The sequence below is a fragment of the Janibacter sp. YB324 genome (assembly GCF_014217915.1).
Taxonomy (GTDB): Bacteria; Actinomycetota; Actinomycetes; order Actinomycetales; family Dermatophilaceae; genus Janibacter; species Janibacter indicus.
In genome coordinates, this window is record NZ_CP060120.1 from 345,581 (window position 1) to 364,264 (window position 18,684).

The 18,684-nt window shown below is 71.5% G+C and carries 15 protein-coding genes; 13 read left to right on the forward strand and 2 right to left on the reverse strand.

Annotated features, from left to right (window positions below; all coding sequences use genetic code 11):
• Nucleotides 1-114: 114 nt before the first annotated feature.
• From H7A72_RS01765 to H7A72_RS01825, 13 genes are all read left to right on the forward strand, one after another.
• Entirely contained in the window at nucleotides 115-579 is a 465-nt protein-coding gene (locus H7A72_RS01765; RefSeq protein ID WP_185221436.1) for a hypothetical protein, read from the forward strand.
• A 102-nt stretch (nucleotides 580-681) separates the two neighbouring features.
• A complete protein-coding gene (locus H7A72_RS01770; RefSeq protein ID WP_185221437.1) occupies nucleotides 682-1,251 on the forward strand; it encodes a hypothetical protein in 570 nt (189 codons plus the stop codon).
• A 246-nt stretch (nucleotides 1,252-1,497) separates the two neighbouring features.
• Complete coding sequence (gene groL, locus H7A72_RS01775; RefSeq protein WP_072623594.1) at nucleotides 1,498-3,132, forward strand: chaperonin GroEL; 1,635 nt, start codon at nucleotides 1,498-1,500, stop codon at nucleotides 3,130-3,132.
• Nucleotides 3,133-3,213: 81 nt separating this feature from the next.
• Nucleotides 3,214-4,086 carry a MoxR family ATPase gene (locus tag H7A72_RS01780; RefSeq protein WP_072623595.1) on the forward strand — a complete coding sequence of 291 codons (873 nt, stop codon included), beginning with the start codon at nucleotides 3,214-3,216 and terminating at the stop codon, nucleotides 4,084-4,086.
• On the forward strand, nucleotides 4,083-5,213 hold the full coding sequence (locus H7A72_RS01785; RefSeq protein WP_084451406.1) for a VWA domain-containing protein: 1,131 nt from the start codon (nucleotides 4,083-4,085) through the stop codon (nucleotides 5,211-5,213). The genes H7A72_RS01780 and H7A72_RS01785 overlap by 4 nt, the downstream gene beginning before the upstream one ends.
• Nucleotides 5,206-6,336, forward strand: a complete 1,131-nt coding sequence (locus H7A72_RS01790) for an XdhC/CoxI family protein (protein ID WP_084451405.1) — start codon at nucleotides 5,206-5,208, stop codon at nucleotides 6,334-6,336. Before H7A72_RS01785 ends, H7A72_RS01790 begins: the two co-directional genes overlap by 8 nt.
• Before the next feature lie 85 nt (nucleotides 6,337-6,421).
• On the forward strand, nucleotides 6,422-6,916 hold the full coding sequence (locus H7A72_RS01795) for a (2Fe-2S)-binding protein (RefSeq protein ID WP_084451404.1): 495 nt from the start codon (nucleotides 6,422-6,424) through the stop codon (nucleotides 6,914-6,916).
• Nucleotides 6,913-9,429, forward strand: coding sequence for a xanthine dehydrogenase family protein molybdopterin-binding subunit (locus tag H7A72_RS01800; protein WP_185221438.1), 2,517 nt, complete (start codon nucleotides 6,913-6,915; stop codon nucleotides 9,427-9,429). The genes H7A72_RS01795 and H7A72_RS01800 overlap by 4 nt, the downstream gene beginning before the upstream one ends.
• A complete protein-coding gene (locus tag H7A72_RS01805; protein WP_072623599.1) occupies nucleotides 9,426-10,277 on the forward strand; it encodes a xanthine dehydrogenase family protein subunit M in 852 nt (283 codons plus the stop codon). The genes H7A72_RS01800 and H7A72_RS01805 overlap by 4 nt, the downstream gene beginning before the upstream one ends.
• Nucleotides 10,278-10,287: 10 nt before the next feature.
• On the forward strand, nucleotides 10,288-11,043 hold the full coding sequence (locus H7A72_RS01810) for an SRPBCC family protein (protein ID WP_185221439.1): 756 nt from the start codon (nucleotides 10,288-10,290) through the stop codon (nucleotides 11,041-11,043).
• Between the two features lie 54 nt (nucleotides 11,044-11,097).
• The gene (locus tag H7A72_RS01815; protein WP_370543551.1) at nucleotides 11,098-12,690 is read left to right on the forward strand and encodes an alkaline phosphatase D family protein; all 1,593 of its coding nucleotides are present in this window, start codon (nucleotides 11,098-11,100) and stop codon (nucleotides 12,688-12,690) included.
• Between the two features lie 162 nt (nucleotides 12,691-12,852).
• The gene (locus H7A72_RS01820) at nucleotides 12,853-13,593 is read left to right on the forward strand and encodes an ABC transporter ATP-binding protein (RefSeq protein WP_185221440.1); all 741 of its coding nucleotides are present in this window, start codon (nucleotides 12,853-12,855) and stop codon (nucleotides 13,591-13,593) included.
• Complete coding sequence (locus H7A72_RS01825) at nucleotides 13,593-16,127, forward strand: ABC transporter permease (RefSeq protein WP_185221441.1); 2,535 nt, start codon at nucleotides 13,593-13,595, stop codon at nucleotides 16,125-16,127. Before H7A72_RS01820 ends, H7A72_RS01825 begins: the two co-directional genes overlap by 1 nt.
• A 63-nt stretch (nucleotides 16,128-16,190) precedes the next feature.
• Here H7A72_RS01825 and H7A72_RS01830 read toward each other — a convergent pair whose 3' ends face one another.
• On the reverse strand, nucleotides 16,191-16,487 hold the full coding sequence (locus H7A72_RS01830; protein ID WP_084451398.1) for a WXG100 family type VII secretion target: 297 nt from the start codon (nucleotides 16,485-16,487) through the stop codon (nucleotides 16,191-16,193).
• Nucleotides 16,488-16,540: 53 nt separating this feature from the next.
• Complete coding sequence (locus H7A72_RS01835; RefSeq protein WP_185221442.1) at nucleotides 16,541-18,424, reverse strand: DUF2339 domain-containing protein; 1,884 nt, start codon at nucleotides 18,422-18,424, stop codon at nucleotides 16,541-16,543.
• Nucleotides 18,425-18,684: the final 260 nt, after the last annotated feature.

The window sequence follows — 18,684 nt, forward strand, 5'->3', positions numbered from 1 at the left end:
TCCGGGCCAACCGGAGCCGCCCCGGCCACGTCTGACTCCACGGGAGGGACGCCGAGGGCGGCTCCGGTGCGCAGGGGGTACCGGAGCCGCCCTCGGACTTGGCAGGGTGGGGCCATGAGCGACATGGACTGGAGCACCCCCGAGGGCCTCGCCGCGATCCGCGCCCACCTCGCCGAGCGCCTCGACGGCTGGACGCCGCCGGTGGCCTGGGCCGTGGGCATCACCCCCGCGACCAGCGACCCGGACGTGCAGTTCCCGCACGTCAACCTCCCCGGCGGCAGCCACGGGCTGGCGGCCGTCGTCCTCGCCTCCGTGCTGCGGCACGACGGCGCCACTGCCACCCTCGACGTCTCCGTCGACCAGCTGCAGGCGGCCGTCGAGGGACTCGAGCCCGCGCAGGCGTGCACGACCGTCGAGCACCCCAACATCGGCGCCTGGCGCGGACTGCTCACCGAGGCCCGCGACAACCCGGTCCGTGAGCTCGTGGCGGTCTTCGTCGCCGACCTCGACGACCCGGTCTCCTCCGACGCCGACGGCGAGATGCGCGCCGGGTTCGAGGGGCTGCACCCGCGCGCCTGACCAACGCCCGCCGCCGGTCGACGCAACCGTCCGCCCCCTTCGTGCGTCTCCCGTTGTGAGGGTCGTCACCGTCGACGACCCCATGACAGACAGGGGAGAGACATGAAGACCACCACACGCACACTGCTGGTGACCGCGGCATCCGTCGGTCTCGTCGCCACCGGGGCGAGTGCCCAGGCCGCGCCGGCCGACACGACGCGCGTGCTCGCCGAGCACGTCACCGTCCGGGTCATGCTCGACGGGGCGATGAGCGGGGCGCGGGGCAACCAGCACCGGTTCACCTACCAGACCGACACCGAGGGGATGCCGTGGCCGGCCTCGGCCATGAAGATCACTTCCTTCTTCTGCCCGACCGGCGCCACCGTCGCCCAGACGTGGCGGTCGAGCCGGTGCACTCACCGCAGCACGAGATACCTGCGGCCCCGGAGCGCCGACTACCGGGTGAGCTCGACGATGCGCTCGGCCGTGGTGGACGGGACCCTCGTGTCCGGTAGCCGGCGCTTCGCCGCTGACTTGACGCTCTTCGCCGACGGCGCCCAGCGCACGAGCAACCACGGCGGGGCGGTGCGCCGTGAGGTCGACGCCAACGTGTCCGGCACCGTGGGCGGGGCCCGGGTGCGGTGGAGCACCCGAGGGGAGGCCTGGATCCACCGCTACGAGACCGTGCGCTGAGGTCACCCACGAACCCACGACCACGGAGTGCGGCCGGCTGGCCGCACTCCGTCGTCCGCCACGGCGTTTGCACTCGCTCGGTGAGAGTGCCAATAATGGGTCTTAGCACTCTCCTTGTGAGAGTGACAGTCCTGACCGGTCAGGTGAGGGGCGCGATCGCACGGTGACGTGAGCCGGGTGGTCGCACTCCGTCCGTCGCGGGCACCCCCGGTCGCACCCTTCGATTCGCGTGGAGGAACCACCCGAATGGCAAAGCTCATTGCTTTCGACGAGGAGGCCCGTCGCGGTCTCGAGCGGGGTATGAACACCCTCGCCGACGCCGTCAAGGTCACCCTCGGCCCCAAGGGCCGCAATGTCGTCCTGGAGAAGAAGTGGGGCGCCCCCACGATCACCAATGACGGCGTGTCCATCGCCAAGGAGATCGAGCTCGACGACCCCTACGAGAAGATCGGGGCCGAGCTGGTCAAGGAGGTCGCCAAGAAGACCGACGACGTCGCCGGTGACGGCACGACGACGGCGACCGTCCTCGCCCAGGCGCTCGTGCGCGAGGGCCTGCGCAATGTCGCGGCCGGCGCCAACCCCATGGCCCTCAAGCGCGGTATCGAGAAGGCCACCGCTGCGGTGTCCGACGAGCTGCTCGCGATGGCCAAGGAGATCGAGACCAAGGAGCAGATCGCTGCCACGGCCTCCATCTCCGCCGCTGACCAGGAGATCGGCGCCAAGATCGCCGAGGCCATGGACAAGGTCGGCAAGGAAGGCGTCATCACCGTCGAGGAGAGCAACACCTTCGGGCTCGAGCTCGAGCTCACCGAGGGCATGCGCTTCGACAAGGGCTACATCTCCGGCTACTTCGTCACCGACACCGAGCGCATGGAGACCGTGCTCGAGGACCCCTACGTCCTCATCGCCAACTCCAAGATCGGCTCGATCAAGGACCTCCTGCCCGTCCTCGAGAAGGTCATGCAGGCCGGCAAGCCGCTGCTGATCATCGCCGAGGACCTCGAGGGCGAGGCGCTGTCGACGCTCGTCGTCAACAAGCTCAAGGGCACCTTCAAGTCCGTCGCCGTCAAGGCCCCGGGCTTCGGTGACCGCCGCAAGGCCATGCTCGCCGACATCGCCATCCTCACCGGTGGCCAGGTCATCTCCGAGGAGGTCGGCCTCTCCCTCGAGACCGCCGAGCTCGACCTGCTCGGCCGCGCCCGCAAGGTCGTCGTCACCAAGGACGAGACGACCATCGTCGAGGGTGCTGGCGACCAGGACCAGATCGCCGGCCGCGTGAACCAGATCAAGGCCGAGATCGAGAACAGCGACTCGGACTACGACCGCGAGAAGCTCCAGGAGCGCCTCGCCAAGCTCGCCGGCGGCGTCGCCGTCATCCGTGCGGGCGCGGCCACCGAGGTCGAGCTCAAGGAGCGCAAGCACCGCATCGAGGACGCCGTGCGCAACGCCAAGGCCGCTGTCGAGGAGGGCATCGTCGCCGGTGGTGGCGTCGCGCTCCTGCAGGCGACCAAGGCCGCCTTCGACAAGCTCTCGCTCGAGGGTGACGAGGCGACCGGCGCCAACATCGTGCGCGTCGCGGCGGGTGCCCCGCTCAAGCAGATCGCGGCCAACGCCGGCCTCAACGGCGGCGTCGTCACCGAGAAGGTCGAGAACCTGCCTGCGGGCGAGGGCCTCAACGCCGCGACCGGTGAGTACGTCGACATGATCGCCCAGGGCATCATCGACCCGGCCAAGGTCACGCGCAGCGCGCTGCAGAACGCCGCTTCCATCGCGGCGCTCTTCCTCACCACCGAGGCCGTCGTCGCCGACAAGCCGGAGAAGGCCGCCCCGGCCATGCCCGGTGGCGACGACATGGGTGGCATGGGCGGCATGGGCTTCTGAGCCCACCCCGCACCACCTGCACCACGCGCGAAGGGCGGTTCCCCGGTCACGGGGGACCGCCCTTCGGCGTACCCTTCCTGCATGACGTCACCGCAGGAGCTGGCGGACCGGCTGGGTGCCACGGGTTACCTCGCCGACGAGGACCTCGCCACCGTGGTCTTCCTCGCCCGGGAGATGCGCCGGCCGCTGCTGCTCGAGGGGGCGCCGGGCACGGGCAAGACCGCGCTCGCCGAGGCCCTCGCCGAGCTCGAGGGCGTGCCGCTCGTCCGGCTGCAGTGCTACGAGGGCATCGACGCCTCGCAGGCCCTCTACGACTGGGACTTCCCGCGGCAGATCCTCCACCTTCGCACCCTCGAGGCGCTCCACGCGAGTGGTGGGCTCGAGGCGTCCGAGGCCGAGAGCTCGCTCTTCGACGAGCGCTACCTCCTCGAGCGGCCGGTCCTGCAGGCCCTGCGGCGGGCCCCGGCGGTGCTGCTCGTCGACGAGATCGACCGGGCCGACGACGAGTTCGAGGCCTTCCTGCTCGAGGTCCTCTCGAGCTGGAGCGTGAGCATCCCCGAGCTCGGGACCGTGCGCGCCCAGGTGCCGCCGACGGTCGTGCTCACCTCCAACCGCACCCGAGACCTGCACGACGCACTCAAGCGCCGCTGCCTCTACCACTGGATCGACCACCCCGGTCTGGACCGGGAGGTGGCGATCGTGCGCCGCCGCATCCCCGAGGTGAGCGAGACCCTCGCCCGTCAGGTCGTCGCGGCCGTGCAGCGGCTGCGCACCGAGGACCTCGTCAAGCCGCCGGGCGTTGCCGAGACCCTCGACTGGGTGGCCGCCCTGCAGCGTCTCGGGTCGCCGGAGCTCGACCTCGAGACCGCCGCCCGCACACTCGGGGCCGTGATCAAGTACCGCGAGGACGCTGAGCGGGTGAGGCAGGCATTGGACCGGGTGCTCGCCCGATGACGGCACCCCAGTACGCCGGCAAGGTCGACGAGATCCTCCTCGGGCTGACCCATGCGGTGCGGGCGGCCGGGGTGCCGGTGACCCACGACCGGGCGACGACCTTCCTCGAGGCGGCCGCGCTCGTCGGCGCCGGGGGCCTGGCGCAGGTGCGCCTCGCCGGCCGCGCGACCCTGTGCGCGGGCCCCGAGGACATCGTGCGCTTCGAGCAGGTGTACGCCGAATGGTTCGCCGGGCGCGACGACCTGCCGCGGCGGGTCGACAGGGAGGAGCAGAACGAGCTCGTCTCCCCCTTGCCCGAGGACGACGGTGCCGCCGGCGTGGAAGGGGAGGCCGACGCACTGCACGTGGCCGCGAGCGAGGTCGAGGTCCTGCGCCACCGCGACGTGGCGGCCCTGTCGCCGGAGGGCAAGGCGCTGCTCGACCGGATGATCGGGCAGCTGCGCCCCCGGCTGCCCGTGCGTCGCGCCACCCGGCGCACCGCCTGGCGGCGCGGGGAGATCGACGTGCGGTCCACCCTTCGCGCCATGCTGCGGCAGATGGGCGAGCCGGCCCGGGTCCACCACCGTCGCCGCGGCACCCGCACCCGCCGGGTCGTGCTGCTCGTCGACGTCTCGGGCTCGATGCGGCCCTACGCCGACGCCCTGCTGCGACTCGCGCACGCCGTCGCCCAGGCACCGCGCCAGGGCGGGTCCTCCGGCGCCGTCGAGGTCTTCACGCTCGGTACCCGCCTCACCCGGGTCACCGAGGCGCTGCGCACCCGCGACCCCGAGCGGGCCCTCGTGCGTGTGGGGGAGGCCGTGCCGGACTGGTCCGGCGGTACCCGGCTGGGGCAGGCCCTGCAGGTCTTCCTCACCCGCGAGCACACCCGCTACCTCGCCCGCGGAGCGGTCGTGGTCGTCGTGAGCGACGGCTGGGAGCGCGGTGACGGGGCCGAGCTCGCCGAGCAGCTGTCCCGGCTGCACCGCATGTCCCACCATCTGGTCTGGGCCAACCCCCATCGCGGCAAGGAGGGGTACCGTCCTGTGCAGGTCGGCATCGTCGCCGCGTTGCCGCACGTGGACGAGTTCGTCGCGGGGCACTCCTTGCGAGCATTCGAGGACCTGCTGGAGGTGATCGCCGATGCGTGAGGTGCTGCCCGAGCTGATGCAGTGGTGGGAGCAGGGCCACTCCGTCGGGGTCGGGACCGTCGTCGCGACCTTCCGCTCCGCGCCACGGCCCCCCGGGGCCTCGATGCTCGTCGGGCCGGAGGGCACCGCCGTCGGGTCGGTCTCCGGGGGCTGCGTCGAGGGCGCGGTCTACGAGTCGGCCCAGGAGGTCGTGGAGTCCGGCCGGCCGCAGTTCCACCGGTACGGCATCTCCGACGACGACGCGATGTCCGTGGGGCTGACCTGCGGCGGCATCCTCGACGTCTGGGTCGAGGTCATGGACCGCGAGACCTTCCCCGAGCTCGGCGAGATCGCCGCCGATGTCGAGGCCGGCCGGCCGGTGGCCGTCGCAACCGTCATCGAGCACCCCGACGAGGCATGGCTCGGCCGGCGGATGCTCGTGCGCCCCGATCAGGAGCCGACCGGCACCCTCGGCTCCGCGCGGGTCGACGCCGCCGTCCGCGACGACGCGCTCGGCCAGCTCGCCCTCGGTCACAACGCCACCCTCGGCTACGGCCCCGACGGCGAACGCCGCGGCGAGGGCATGCGCGTCTTCGTCTGGGCCTTCGCCCCACCGCCGCGGATGCTCGTCTTCGGCGCCATCGACTTCGCGGCGGCCGTCGCCCGCGTCGGCGACTTCCTCGGCTACCGCGTCACGGTGTGCGACGCGCGACCGGTCTTCGCCACCCGCACGAGGTTCCCCGCCGCCGACGAGGTCGTCGTCGACTGGCCGCACCGCTACCTGGCCGCCGAGGAGGAGGCCGGGCGCATCGACGGCCGCACGGTCATCGCGGTGCTCACCCACGACCCGAAGTTCGACGTCCCGCTGCTCGAGGTCGCCCTTCGCCTGCCCGAGGTCGGCTACATCGGCGCGATGGGCTCGCGGCGGACCCACGACGACCGCGAGGCGCGGCTGCGCGAGGTCGGCGTCACCGACGAGGAGCTGGCCCGGCTGCGCAGCCCGATCGGGCTCGACCTCGGGGCCCGCACGCCCGAAGAGACCGCCATCAGCATCGCGGCCGAGTTCGTCGCCGAGCGGTGGGGTGGCTCCGGTCGACCGCTGGCCGGGCGCGCAGGACGGATCCACCAGTCGGGCGGGGAATGAGTCCTCGCGAAGGGGGTGACTCCCGAGGCGGTCGTGGCTAGCATGAGCCAGATCACACTGTCGTGATCGAGATCAGGAGCGCTCCATGGCCAATATCGAGCTCGTCGTCGACGGCGCCCGCGTCGCGGACGACGTCGAACCCCGGACTCTGCTCGTGCACTACCTGCGCGAGACCCTCGGCAAGACCGGCACGGTGGTGGGGTGCGACACCTCCAACTGCGGAGCGTGCACCGTCCACCTCGACGGCAGGAGCGTGAAGTCCTGCAACGTCCTCGCCGTCCAGGCAGATGGCTGCGAGGTGACGACCATCGAAGGCATGGCCAGGGATGGCGAGCTGCATCCGGTGCAGGCGGCCTTCCACGAGTGCCATGCCCTCCAGTGCGGCTACTGCACCCCCGGCATGATCATGCAGTCCGCCGACCTGCTGCGCGACAACCCCGATCCCTCGGAGGAGGAGATCCGTGTGGGGCTCGAGGGCAACCTCTGCCGGTGCACCGGCTACCACAACATCGTCCGCGCGGTGCAGACCGCGGCGAGTGCCTCGGCCGCCTCCGCCGGTGCCGCTGGGGATGCGTCATGACCGCGGAGGTCACCGACCGGCCCGCCACCACCGAGATCGGCCGCGACCGCCGTCGCAAGGAGGACCAGCGGCTCATCACCGGTCGTACCCGCTGGACCGACAACATCGTGCTGCCGGGCATGTTGCACATGGCGATGGTCCGCAGCCCCTTCGCGCACGCTCGGATCGCGTCCGTCGACACGAGCGAGGCGGCCAGCGCGACCAATGTCGTCGCCGTCTACTCCGGCGCCGACCTCGACGAATCGGCCGGCGTCCTCATCAACGCGTGGCCGGTCAGTCCGGACCAGGTGGCTCCGGTGCACCCGCCGATGCCGGCCGACCGGGTGACCTTCGCCGGGGAGATCGTCGCCGTCGTCGTCGCCCGCAGCGCCGCGGAGGCGCGCGACGCCGCTGAGCTGATCGACGTCGACTACGAGGAGCTGCCCGCCGCCCTCGACCTCAAGGAGGCGGCGGAGGACACCGTCCTCGCGCATCCCGACCTCGGCACCAACAAGTCGGCCCTGTGGACCTTCGACTCCGCCGAGGCCGGCACTGGGGGTGACGTCGAGGAGGCCATTGCCACCGCACGCCAGGACGGCATCGTCATCGAGCGCGAGTACCGCCAGCAGCGACTCATCCCCGCCTTCATGGAGCCGCGCTCCGTCGTCGTCGACCCGACCGGCGAGCAGCTGACGATGTGGACGGCGACCCAGATCCCGCACATCGTGCGCTTCGCGCTCGCGGCCACGACCGGCGTCCCGGAGTCGAAGATCCGGGTCATCGCCCCGGACGTGGGCGGCGGCTTCGGCGGCAAGCTGCAGGTGACGCCGGAGGAGTGGCTGGCCTGGTGGGTGGCCCGCCAGCTGGGCCGGCCCGTCAAGTACACCGAGACCCGCTCGGAGTCGCTCATGGCGGCCCACCACGGCCGTGACCAGTGGCAGCGGCTGACGCTCGCCGCCGACAAGCAGGGCAAGGTCACCGGGCTCAAGGTCGACCTGCTCGCGGACCTCGGCTCCTACGTCGCCCTCATCGGCGGCGGCGTTCCCGTCCTGGGCGCCTTCATGTTCAACGCCATCTACAAGTTCCCGGCCTACCACTTCTCGATGCAGTCGGTCCTCACCAACAAGGCCTGGACCGATGCCTACCGGGGTGCCGGTCGCCCCGAGGCCACCTTCGGCATCGAGCGGATCATGGACGATCTGGCGCACGAGCTCGGTGAGGACCCGCTCGTGGTGCGCGAGCGTAACTGGATCACCCACGAGGAGTTCCCCTTCACCTCCGTTGCCGGTCTCGAGTACGACTCCGGCAACTACGAGGCCGCCACGGACCTGGCCAAGCAGATGTTCGGCTACGACGAGCTGCGCGAGGAGCAGCGTCGTCGGCGCGAGTCCAAGGACCCCGTGCAGCTGGGCATCGGCATCTCGACCTTCACCGAGATGTGCGGTCTCGCGCCCAGCCGTGTCCTCGGCAGTCTCGACTACGGCGCGGGTGGCTGGGAGCACGCGAGCGTGCGCATGCTCGCGACGGGCAAGGTCGAGGTCGTCGTCGGCGTGAGCCCGCACGGTCAGGGGCACGAGACGGCCTTCAGCCAGATCGTCGCCGACCGGCTGGGTGTCCCCTTCGAGGACGTCGAGATCCTGCACGGCGACACCCAGATCTCGCACAAGGGACTCGACACCTACGGCTCGCGCTCGCTCGTCGTCGGCGGCGAGGCCGTGGTTCGTGCCGCGGACAAGGTCATCGACAAGGCGCGGCGCTACGCGGCGCACGTGCTCGAGGCCAACCCCGACGATCTCGAGTTCACGGCCGGTCGCTTTGGTGTCGCGGGCACGGACCAGTCCGTGGGGATCACCGACATCGCGGCCGCGGCCTTCGCCTCGCACGACTACCCGGACGACATCGAACCGGGCATCGACGCGGAGGCCACCTTTGACCCGGTGAACTTCAACTACCCGCACGGCACCCACCTGAGTGCCATCGAGATCGATACCGAGACCGGGGAGGTCAGGCTGCGCAAGTACACCTGCGTCGACGATGTCGGACAGGTGATCAATCCGCTCATCGTCGAGGGACAGATCCACGGCGGACTCGTCCAGGGCATCTCGCAGGCGCTGTGGGAGGAGGCCGTCTACGACGACTCCGGCACGCTCGTGAGCGGCAGTTTCGTCGACTACCTCGTCCCGACCGCGGCCGACACCATCAGCTTCGACACCGCGACCACCTCGACGGCGGCGACGGGCAACACGCTCGGGACCAAGGGAGTGGGTGAGGCGGGAACGATCGCCTCGACCCCCTGCATCGTCAACGGTGTCGTCGACGCGCTGCGCATCTTCGGCGTCGATGACGTGCAGATGCCGTGCACCCCCGAGCGGGTGTGGCAGGCGATCCGGTCCGGGTCCGGTGGCGAGGACACGACCGGGGCCGCGGCGCCCCACTTCGACGAGGCGACTGGTGACCAGGGGCAGACCGACCGGATGGCGGGCGCCGACGGACCCACGGGACCGGCGATGAGCACGGAAGGAGAGGTCCGATGATCCCGGCGAAGTTCGACTACGCAGCACCGACGTCGGTAGAGGAGGCGCTCGGGCTGCTCGGCGAGCATGGCGACGACGCCAAGGTGCTCGCCGGCGGGCAGTCCCTGCTCCCGGTCCTGCGGATGCGGCTCAACGCCCCCGAGATGATCATCGACATCGGTCGGATCCCCGAGCTGCGCGGCATCAGCGACGACGGTCGGACGCTCACCATCGGGGCCATGACGCCGTACCACGAGATCCTCGCCGACGATCGGGTGAGTGGACGCTGTCGACTTCTGCACCAGGCGATCAGCGAGGTCGCCGACCCGCAGATCCGCCACCGGGGCACCCTCGGCGGGGCCCTGGTCCACGCCGACCCCGCCGGCGACTGCGGGGCACCTGTGCTCGCCATGGACGCCGAGCTCGTCATCACCGGAGCGTCAGGCCAACGGGTCGTCCCCGCGGCCGACTTCTTCCACGGCCTCTTCGAGACCGCGGTCGGCGAGGACGAGCTGCTCACCGCCGTCAGGGTGCCCACCTACGACGGATGGGGCTCGCACTACGAAAAGTTCGTGCGGGTCGCCCACCAGTGGCCCATCGTCGCGGTCGCCGCGCAGGTGCGGGTCGAGGGTGGCGCGATCGCCGAGGCACGGGTCGGCCTGACCAACATGGGCGCGACCCCGGTCCGAGCCAGCGCAGTCGAGGCCGCGCTCGTCGGGAACCAGCCGACCGCCGAGGGCGTGCGGGCGGCCTGCGAACTGGCCGGCGAGGGCACCGAGCCGCCGTCGGACCTCAACGGCGATGCCGACTACCGCCGGCACCTGGCCACCGTACTGACGAGGCGTGCCGTGCTCACGGCCGCAGGATGAGAGGACCTTCGTGCAACTGACCCACAGTTTCACCGTTCCCGCCGGCATCGACGAGACCTGGGCCGCGCTCAACGACATCGAGTCCGTCGCCGGGTGCTTCCCCGGTGCCCAGGTGACCCACGCCGACGCCGACTCCTTCGAGGGCACGGTCAAGGTCAAGCTCGGTCCGATCGCGCTCGTGTACAAGGGGAGCGGCGACTTCGTCGACAAGGACGAGGCCGCTCACCGGATGGGTATCACCGCCAAGGGCAAGGACAAGCGGGGCAACGGCACCGCGGGCGCCGACGTCGTCGTGACGATGGCCCCCGAGGGTGCGGCCAGCACCAAGGTGGAGGTGGTCACCGACCTCAACATCACGGGCAAGCCCGCGCAGTTCGGCCGTGGCGTGATGCAGGACGTCTCCGACAAGCTCCTCGGGCAGTTCGTCGACTGCCTGGCGGGCCGCTTCGCCGCCCCCGAGGCCACCCCGGAGCCGACGGGCGAGGAGGAGGCGGCCACATCGCCTGCGCAGACGCCGACCCGGTCGACCACGACGCCGGCGGCCACGGGGCCCGCCTCCGCTGCGGCTCCCGCCGCGAGCTCACCGGCCGTCTCCTCACCGGCCGTGTCCTCGCCGGCCGCGCGCCCGGCGAGCTCGTCCGATGACGCGATCGACCTCGGGGCGACCGCCCTTCCGGTGCTGCTGCGGGCTTACGGTCCCCAGATCGCCGCGGCGCTCGCCCCGCTCGTCCTCCTGATCATCGCCCTGCGGCGTCGCAAGGGGTGAGCTGACGCACCCCCCGGCCAGCCGACTCACAGCCACGGGCGAGACGATGAGCGGATGACCGCCACGTCCCCGCTCGTCCTCGGTCCCCTCCTGCGCTTCGTCGGTGAGCACGACGCCTCCGTCTGGGTGGAGACCGCCGCCCCCGCGCGGGTGACCGTCGCGGCCGACGGCCGCGCGTGGCACGCCGCGAGCTTCGTCGTGGAGGGCCACCACTACGCCCTCGTCCTGCTCGACGACCTCGAGCCCGGCCGTACCTACGACTACGTGGTGAGCATCGACGACGAGCAGGTGTGGCCGCCGGCCGGGTCCGACCTGCCGTCCTCGAGCATCGCGACGCTGGACCGCACGCGTGCGACGCTGCTCGCCTTCGGCTCCTGCCGCACGAGCGTCCCGCACGACGCGGAGCACCACGCGAGCCACGGCGTCGACGCGCTGCGCACCTTCGCTCTGTCCCTGGCGAAGGGGGAGTCCCCACGATCCGACGTCCTCGCCCTCCTCGGTGACCAGGTCTACGCCGACGAGACGAGCCCGCAGATGCGTGACTTCATCGCCTCGCGGCGCAGCCTCGACGAGCCGCCGGGCGAGGAGATCAAGGACTACGCGGAGTACGCGCACCTCTACCAGCTCGCGTGGAGCGACCCGGCCATCCGGTGGGTGCTCTCGGTCGTGCCGAGCGCGATGATCTTCGACGACCACGACATCCGCGACGACTGGAACACCTCGTGGTCGTGGCACCAGGAGATCAACCGCACCCCGTGGTGGCACGAGCGGCTGGTCGCGGGGCTGACGAGCTACTGGGTGCACCAGCACATCGGCAACCTCGCGCCCGAGGAGCTCGCCCGCGATGAGATCTGGGCCCGGCTCGACGGCGCCGGGCCGGGCGAGGTCGACCTGACCGGCCCCCTTCGTGCCCTCGCGGAGCGGGTGGACCGTGAGCCCGAGAGTTACCGCTGGAGCTACACCCGGGCCCTCGGCGGGTCGCGGCTGATCATGCTCGACTCCCGGGCCGCGCGGGTGCTCGAGCCGGAGCGGCGCTCGATGCTCGACGACGACGAGCTCGCCTGGCTCGACGAGCAGATGACCGGCGACCTCGACCACCTCTTCGTCGGGACCTCGCTGCCCTTCCTCCTGCCGCCCGGGTTGCACGACGCCGAGTCGATCAGCGAGTCCCTCGCCGGGCCGGACCGGCCCCAGCCGGTGCACCGCGCGACCGAGGCGCTGCGACAGGTCGTCGACCTCGAGCACTGGGGCGCCTTCCAGTCCGGCTTCGTCGAGGTCTTCGAGCTCGTCATGTCCGTCGCCCGCGGAGAGCGCGGCCGCCCGCCGGGCACGATCACCTTCCTCTCCGGCGACGTGCACCATTCCTACGTCGCCGAGGTGACCGATCCCGCCGGTCACGGGGCGAGCAGCCGGATCGTGCAGGCCGTGTGCAGCCCGATCCGCAACCATGCCCCGCGCGCTGCGCGTGCTGATGTCGCAGATGGCCAAGGGGCTCGTCCGCCCGATGCGCTGGCTCGCGGCCCGGACCGACGGGGTGCCCGAGCTGCGCTACCCGTGGGAGCTCACCGAGGGGCCGTGGTTCGACAACAACCTCGCCGTCGCCGAGGTCCACGACGGGCACCTGACCCTGCGCTGGGTCACCGGTGACGTCGTCGACGGCGACGACGAGCACCCGCGCCTGCGGGTCGTCGCCACGGTCGAGGTGTAGCCGGCCGCAGGGAGGCGTTGGGGGGGAAACCCCAGTGACGGCCGCCCAGCGTCGACCCTAGATTTGTCGTCGGACATCCACGACGGACGAGAGCAGGGGACATGGGCACGCAGGTTGCCGCCAGCACGCACGAGCTTCGCAAGGTCTACGGCAAGGGCGAGGCGCAGGTCGCCGCGCTCGACGGGATCGACCTCGACATCGGGGCGGGGCAGTTCACCGCCATCATGGGGCCCTCCGGCTCCGGCAAGTCCACCCTCATGCACTGCCTCGCGGGGCTCGACGCGGTGAGCGAGGGCCGGGCACTCATCGGTGACACCGACATCACCCGGTTGAAGGAGAAGGACCTCACCAGGCTGCGCCGCGACCGGATCGGCTTCATCTTCCAGGCCTTCAACCTCATCCCGACGCTGACCGCGGAGGAGAACATCCTCCTGCCCCTGGCGATCGCCGGCCGCAAACCCGACCGCGAGTGGTTCGACCTCGTCATCGAGACCGTCGGCCTGCGCAACCGCCTCGGCCACCGGCCCAACGAGCTGTCCGGCGGCCAGCAGCAGCGCGTCGCGTGCGCCCGGGCCCTGGTGTCGAAGCCCGCGATCATCTTCGCCGACGAGCCCACCGGCAACCTCGACTCGACCTCCGGCGCCGAGGTGCTCGGCTTCCTGCGCCGCAGCGTCGACGAGTTCGACCAGACGATCGTCATGGTCACCCACGACCCCGTGGCCGCGAGCCACACCGACCGAGTCCTCTTCCTCGCGGACGGGCGCATCGTCGACGAGCTGTGGGAGCCGGACCGCGAGACCGTCCTCGAGCGGATGGTCGCGCTGACCGACGGAGCGCACTGATGCTCAAGGCCACCTTCAAGAGTCTGCTGGCGCGCAAGGCGCGCCTGCTGATGAGCGCCATGGCGATCGTCCTCGGCACGGCCTTCGTCGCCGGGTCGCTGATCTTCACCGACACCCTCGGACGCACCTTCGACGGCATCATGGACGGCACCGTCGGTGACGTCGTCGTCCAGCCCGAGCAGACCGACGAGTACGGCGGCACGGGTGGCGGGCGCATGTCCGCCGCCGACGTCGACAAGATGGCCGACCTGCCGGGCGCGGCACGGGCTGACGGTTCGGTCGACGCCATCGGGGTCTTCGTCGTCGGCGACAACGGCAAGGTCGTCGGCGGGCAGGGGGCACCCGCCCTGGCCTTCAACTACTCCGACGCGCCCAACCAGCTCGGCGAGGACCCGCTCGTCATCGACGAGGGCCGCGAGCCCCAGCGTGAGGGCGAGGTCATGGTCGACTCCGTGACCGCCGAGCGGGCCGGCCACGAGGTCGGCGACCGGATCAGCCTCGTGACGACCGGCGACACCCCCGAGATCGAGGCCGAGCTCGTCGGCACGATGACCTTCGGCGAAGGGGGGATGGCCGGCGCCTCGGTCGTCGTCTTTGACACCAAGACCATGCAGAAGTACTACATGGACGGCAAGGACGAGTACTCCTCCGTCTGGGTCACCGCCGACGAGGGCGTGAGCCAGCAGGAGCTGCTCACCCAGGTCGAGCCGCTCGTGCCCGAGGGCTACAAGGGCTGGACGGGCAAGGGGCTCGCGGAGGAAAACCAGAGCGACGTGCAGCAGGCACTCGGCTTCATCACGACCTTCCTCCTGGTCTTCGCCGGCATCGCCCTCTTCGTCGGCTCCTTCCTCATCATCAACACCTTCAGCATCCTCGTCGCACAGCGTGGCCGGGAGCTGGCCCTGCTGCGGGCCATCGGTGCTTCTCGCCGGCAGATCGTGCGCGGGGTCCTCCTCGAGGCCTTCATCATCGGCGTCGTGGGCGCGACCCTCGGCCTGGCCCTCGGGGTGGTGCTCGCCCTGGGCATCCAGGCGCTCTTCGCCACCTTCGGGCTCGACCTGTCGGGCACCGGACTGGTCTTCACGCCCCGGACGGTCATCGCGGCCTACGCCGTCGGCATCGTCGTGACGATGCTCGCGGCCTGGGTGCCGGCCCGACGGGCCGGGTCGGTGCCGCCGGTCGCGGCGATGCGCGACTCGGTCGACACGGGTATCGGCCACCACCCGATCCGCCGTGGCCTCGAGGTCGGCGTGCTCGTGCTCGGCGTCGTCGCCTTCCTCTACGGGCTCTTCGTCGCCGACACCCGCGAACTGTGGTGGATCGGTGGCGGCATCGTCGGGCTCGTCCTCGGCACGGCCTTCCTCGCCCCCTTCGTCGGGCGTCCGGTGATCTCCGGGCTTGGCTGGGTCTATCGCACGACCTTCGGGAGCATCGGCCGGATGGCCGAGCAGAACTCCGTGCGCAACCCCGGTCGCACCGCCGCGACCGCGTCGGCGCTGATGATCGGCATGACGCTCGTCGCGCTCATGGGCGTCGTCGCCACGAGCACCACGGCGAGCGTCGACAAGCAGATCGAGGAGACCTTCCGCGCCGACTACATCCTCAGCAACGCGGTCGGCCAGCCCTTCTCGTCGACGGTCGCCGAGCGGGTGGCCGAGGTCGACGGGGTCCGGGAGGTCTCGCCGGTGCGCTTCAGCAGTGCCGGCGTCGACGGTGGCCAGCTCTTCGTCACCGCGATCGACCCGCGCAGCTTCGAGGACGTCGAGCAGATCGAGCCGACCAACGGGACGGCCGATCTCGACAAGGACTCGGTGATGCTCTCGACGAAGCACGAGGGCGGCCGCTCCGTCGGCGACACCGTCGAGGTGAAGATGGGCTCGACGACCCGCGACCTGACGGTCGTCGGCTTCTACGACGAGGTCCAGGCGATCGGTTCGCCGGACGTCCTCATGTCGGTCGACACCGTCGAGTCGATGGGCGGCTCGGCCGCGGACAACTGGGCCTTCATCTTCGTCGACGAGGGGGCCGACAAGGCCCAGGTCGAGTCCGGCATCGAGCAGATCGTCGACAAGCAGCCGCTCGTCACGCTCAAGGACCAGGCCGGCTACGCCGACGAGCAGCGCTCGAGCATCAACCAGCTGCTCTTCCTCATCTACGCCCTGCTCGGCCTGGCGATCGTCATCGCCGTGCTCGGCATCGTCAACACGCTCGGCCTGTCGGTCATGGAGCGCACCCGTGAGGTCGGGCTCCTGCGGGCGGTCGGCCTCTCCCGCCGGCAGCTGTGGCGGATGATCACCCTCGAGTCGGTGACCATCGCGCTGCTCGGTGCTCTGCTCGGCGTCGTGCTCGGGGTGGTCGCGGGCGTGGCGATCCAGCGCTCGCTCGTCGACGACGGCATCACCGAGCTGGCGATCCCGTGGGCGCAGATGGCCGTCTTCGTCGCCCTCGCCGGGGTCATCGGCGTCCTCGCGGCCCTGCTGCCGGCCCGCCGGGCCTCGCGCATGGACGTCCTGCAGGCGATCAGCACGGAGTGACCTGCGAGCACGACGGGGGGCGGTGACCGGGCAGGTCACCGCCCCCCGTCGTGGTCGGGCCGGTCAGCGGCCGGGGCGCATCGTGCTCTTGACCGAGGTCTCGGTGTCGTCGTAGGTCCGGCCGGCCTCGCCGAGGACCCGCCCGATCTCGTCGAGGCTCTCCTTGACCGTGCGCTGGGTCGCGCGCCAGTCGTTGATGAGGTCCTGGAAGGACGAGGAGGCTTCGCCCTGCCACTGGTTCTGGAGCGACAGCAGGCGCGACATCATGCTCGCGACGGTGGTCTCGACGTCCTCGGAGATGCGCGAGACGTCGGAGGCGCTGCTCGCGACCTGGGCGGTGTCGACGGTGAAGCTGGCCATGGTGGTTCCCCTTCGGCTGGTGATCGGCCGGGCCCCTGCGGCCCGACGTCTCCCTAGACCGTAGGAGGAACCGGGACCGGCGCCGCCGGGTTATCCACAGGAGGGGTCGGCCCGGTGCCGGGGCCGCCACCGCCGCGGCGCGACCGCTCGAGCGCCTGGGCGTAGCCGGCGCCCATCCCGAGCAGGAGCAGGCCGGCGACGATGAAGCACAGCACCCGGGCCAGCCCGCTGAGGAAGGACAGGTCGAAGAGGAGCAGCTTGCCGACGCTCAGCGCGGCGAGACCCAGGCCGGCCGGCACGGCGATCGTCGACCCGCGCAGACCACGCAGCAGCAGGACCGCGGCGGTGGCCATCCACACGACCGTGGCGCCGGCCTGGCCCGCGGTGTAGCCCCCGCGGGCGTCGTCGACGAGCTGGCCTGTGAGCGCGCCGAGCAGGACGACGGCGCCGCCGGTGACGAGCACCGAGAGGGCGACGAGGATGCGCGGCAGCGCGGGTGAGGTGTCCGGCACGAGCACGTGGCTCGCCCGCGCGGTGACGGCGAGCGTCGCGACGAGGAGCACGGTCGCCAGCAGGTGGGTGGGCCCGACCTCGTCGGCGAGGCTGCGCAGCGCGACGTGGGGCAGGAGCGTGGACGCGCCGATCAGGCCCAGCGCCGACAGTGCCCACGAGACGAAGAGCGTCGTGCGGTGCCGCAGGACGAGCGCGGCGACGGCCCAGAGCAGGCACAGTGCCAGCCCGACGACCGGCGTCCAGCCGTTGCCGTCGGCGCCGCGCACGGCGGCGGTGAGCGAGGTGACGCCGGCTGCGGCCAGTGCGAGCTCGGGGACACGGTGCACCAGGGCGGTGTGCTCGTCGTGCCCGACGAGACCGGCGACGAGCACGAGCAGGCAGGTGGCGATGACGAGCAGCCCGGTGCCGGTCCACCGGCCGTCGAACGCCATGCCGGCGAACCACAGCGGGCCGATGCCGACCGGGACGAGCAGCCCGAGCTGCTCCGGCAGCCGGTCGACGCGGGCCCCGGCGAGCGTCGTGGTCATGACGAGGAGGGCGAAGGCGATGGCCAGGGCGGCGGCGATGCCCTGCTCGTCGTGCGCGACGGCGAGCGCGGCGAGGAAGAGTGCGGTCGGGATGACGCGGGAGAGCTCGAGGGCCCACCAATCGCGACCGATCTGCGCCGGCCAGGTCGCTGCGGTGAGCACGAGCAGGAAGCCGCCGGTGAGCAGGCCGTGCTGGAGGCCGACGAAGGGGGCCATGAGCGCGACGCCGAGGACGGCGATGACCGCGAGCAGCTGGCTGTCCCAGGCGCGGGCGAGCAGGACGCCGCCGAGGGCGATGAGGCCGGCGAGCACGAGTCCGACGCCGAGCGGGACCCACGCGTAGACGTAGGTGACCGCGAGGACGTCGAGGTAGGCGGTGGCGATGCCGGTCGCCGCCAGACCGAGGGCGCCGACGGTGCTCGTCTGCCGGGAGCGCACGAGCGCCGCGGCGCCGACGAGCGCGAGGGAGAGCAGTCCGCCGCTGATGACCCGGGCGAGGGGGCCGAAGAACCCCAGCTGGATCGCCAGGGCGAGGAGGAAGGCGACGCCGATGAGGGTGATCGCGGCGCCGACGGCCGCCAGGGCCTTGGCGATGATCCCTTCCCGCTGCCACCACGGCTCGGTGGGCGGCAGCGGAGGGGACGGCGGCGGGGCCATGGACGGCCCCGCCTGCGGGGCGACTCGCGGCGGAGGCGTCACGTGGCCGGGAGCGACGGGCGCCGCGGCGGGAGCGGTGGCCGCGGGCGAGGGCGAAGGGGGGATCTCGGGGGCCGCGACCCGCGTCCAGTGCTCGGGGGAGGCCTCGGTGGCGAGGTGGGCACGGAGCCTGGCCAGCTCGTTGCCGACGCCGTACATGCGCGACATCGCGTCTGCGAAGTCGTCCTCGATCGCGCGCACCTGCTCGAGGACCGGGGTCTCCTGACATGCTCATGCCCCCAGTGTGCTGTTGCCAGCACACCGGGGGCATGAGTTCGGCTACTCAGCGCCGCCTTCAGACGCCACACCCGAAGGCGGGGGTAGCACCCCTGTGGGAGCCGGAGGAAGTCGGTGCTTCGTCGGGGGAGGAGACGATCGAGCGACCGTTGCTTCCATGTCCTGTGCTCCTGAGACCATCGTGCGACACCGGGATGGGACACCGCTGGCATCGACCTGAGAGT

Excerpts from the sequence above, each read along its gene's own strand:
- H7A72_RS01765 (WP_185221436.1), top strand. The coding sequence starts at position 115 with ATGAGCGACATGGACTGGAGCACCCCCGAGGGCCTCGCCGCGATCCGC.
- H7A72_RS01770 (WP_185221437.1), top strand. The coding sequence starts at position 682 with ATGAAGACCACCACACGCACACTGCTGGTGACCGCGGCATCCGTCGGT.
- groL (WP_072623594.1), top strand. The coding sequence starts at position 1,498 with ATGGCAAAGCTCATTGCTTTCGACGAGGAGGCCCGTCGCGGTCTCGAG.
- H7A72_RS01780 (WP_072623595.1), top strand. The coding sequence starts at position 3,214 with ATGACGTCACCGCAGGAGCTGGCGGACCGGCTGGGTGCCACGGGTTAC.
- H7A72_RS01785 (WP_084451406.1), top strand. The coding sequence starts at position 4,083 with ATGACGGCACCCCAGTACGCCGGCAAGGTCGACGAGATCCTCCTCGGG.
- H7A72_RS01790 (WP_084451405.1), top strand. The coding sequence starts at position 5,206 with ATGCGTGAGGTGCTGCCCGAGCTGATGCAGTGGTGGGAGCAGGGCCAC.
- H7A72_RS01795 (WP_084451404.1), top strand. The coding sequence starts at position 6,422 with ATGGCCAATATCGAGCTCGTCGTCGACGGCGCCCGCGTCGCGGACGAC.
- H7A72_RS01800 (WP_185221438.1), top strand. The coding sequence starts at position 6,913 with ATGACCGCGGAGGTCACCGACCGGCCCGCCACCACCGAGATCGGCCGC.
- H7A72_RS01805 (WP_072623599.1), top strand. The coding sequence starts at position 9,426 with ATGATCCCGGCGAAGTTCGACTACGCAGCACCGACGTCGGTAGAGGAG.
- H7A72_RS01815 (WP_370543551.1), top strand. The coding sequence starts at position 11,098 with ATGACCGCCACGTCCCCGCTCGTCCTCGGTCCCCTCCTGCGCTTCGTC.
- H7A72_RS01820 (WP_185221440.1), top strand. The coding sequence starts at position 12,853 with ATGGGCACGCAGGTTGCCGCCAGCACGCACGAGCTTCGCAAGGTCTAC.
- H7A72_RS01825 (WP_185221441.1), top strand. The coding sequence starts at position 13,593 with ATGCTCAAGGCCACCTTCAAGAGTCTGCTGGCGCGCAAGGCGCGCCTG.
- H7A72_RS01830 (WP_084451398.1), bottom strand. The coding sequence starts at position 16,487 with ATGGCCAGCTTCACCGTCGACACCGCCCAGGTCGCGAGCAGCGCCTCC.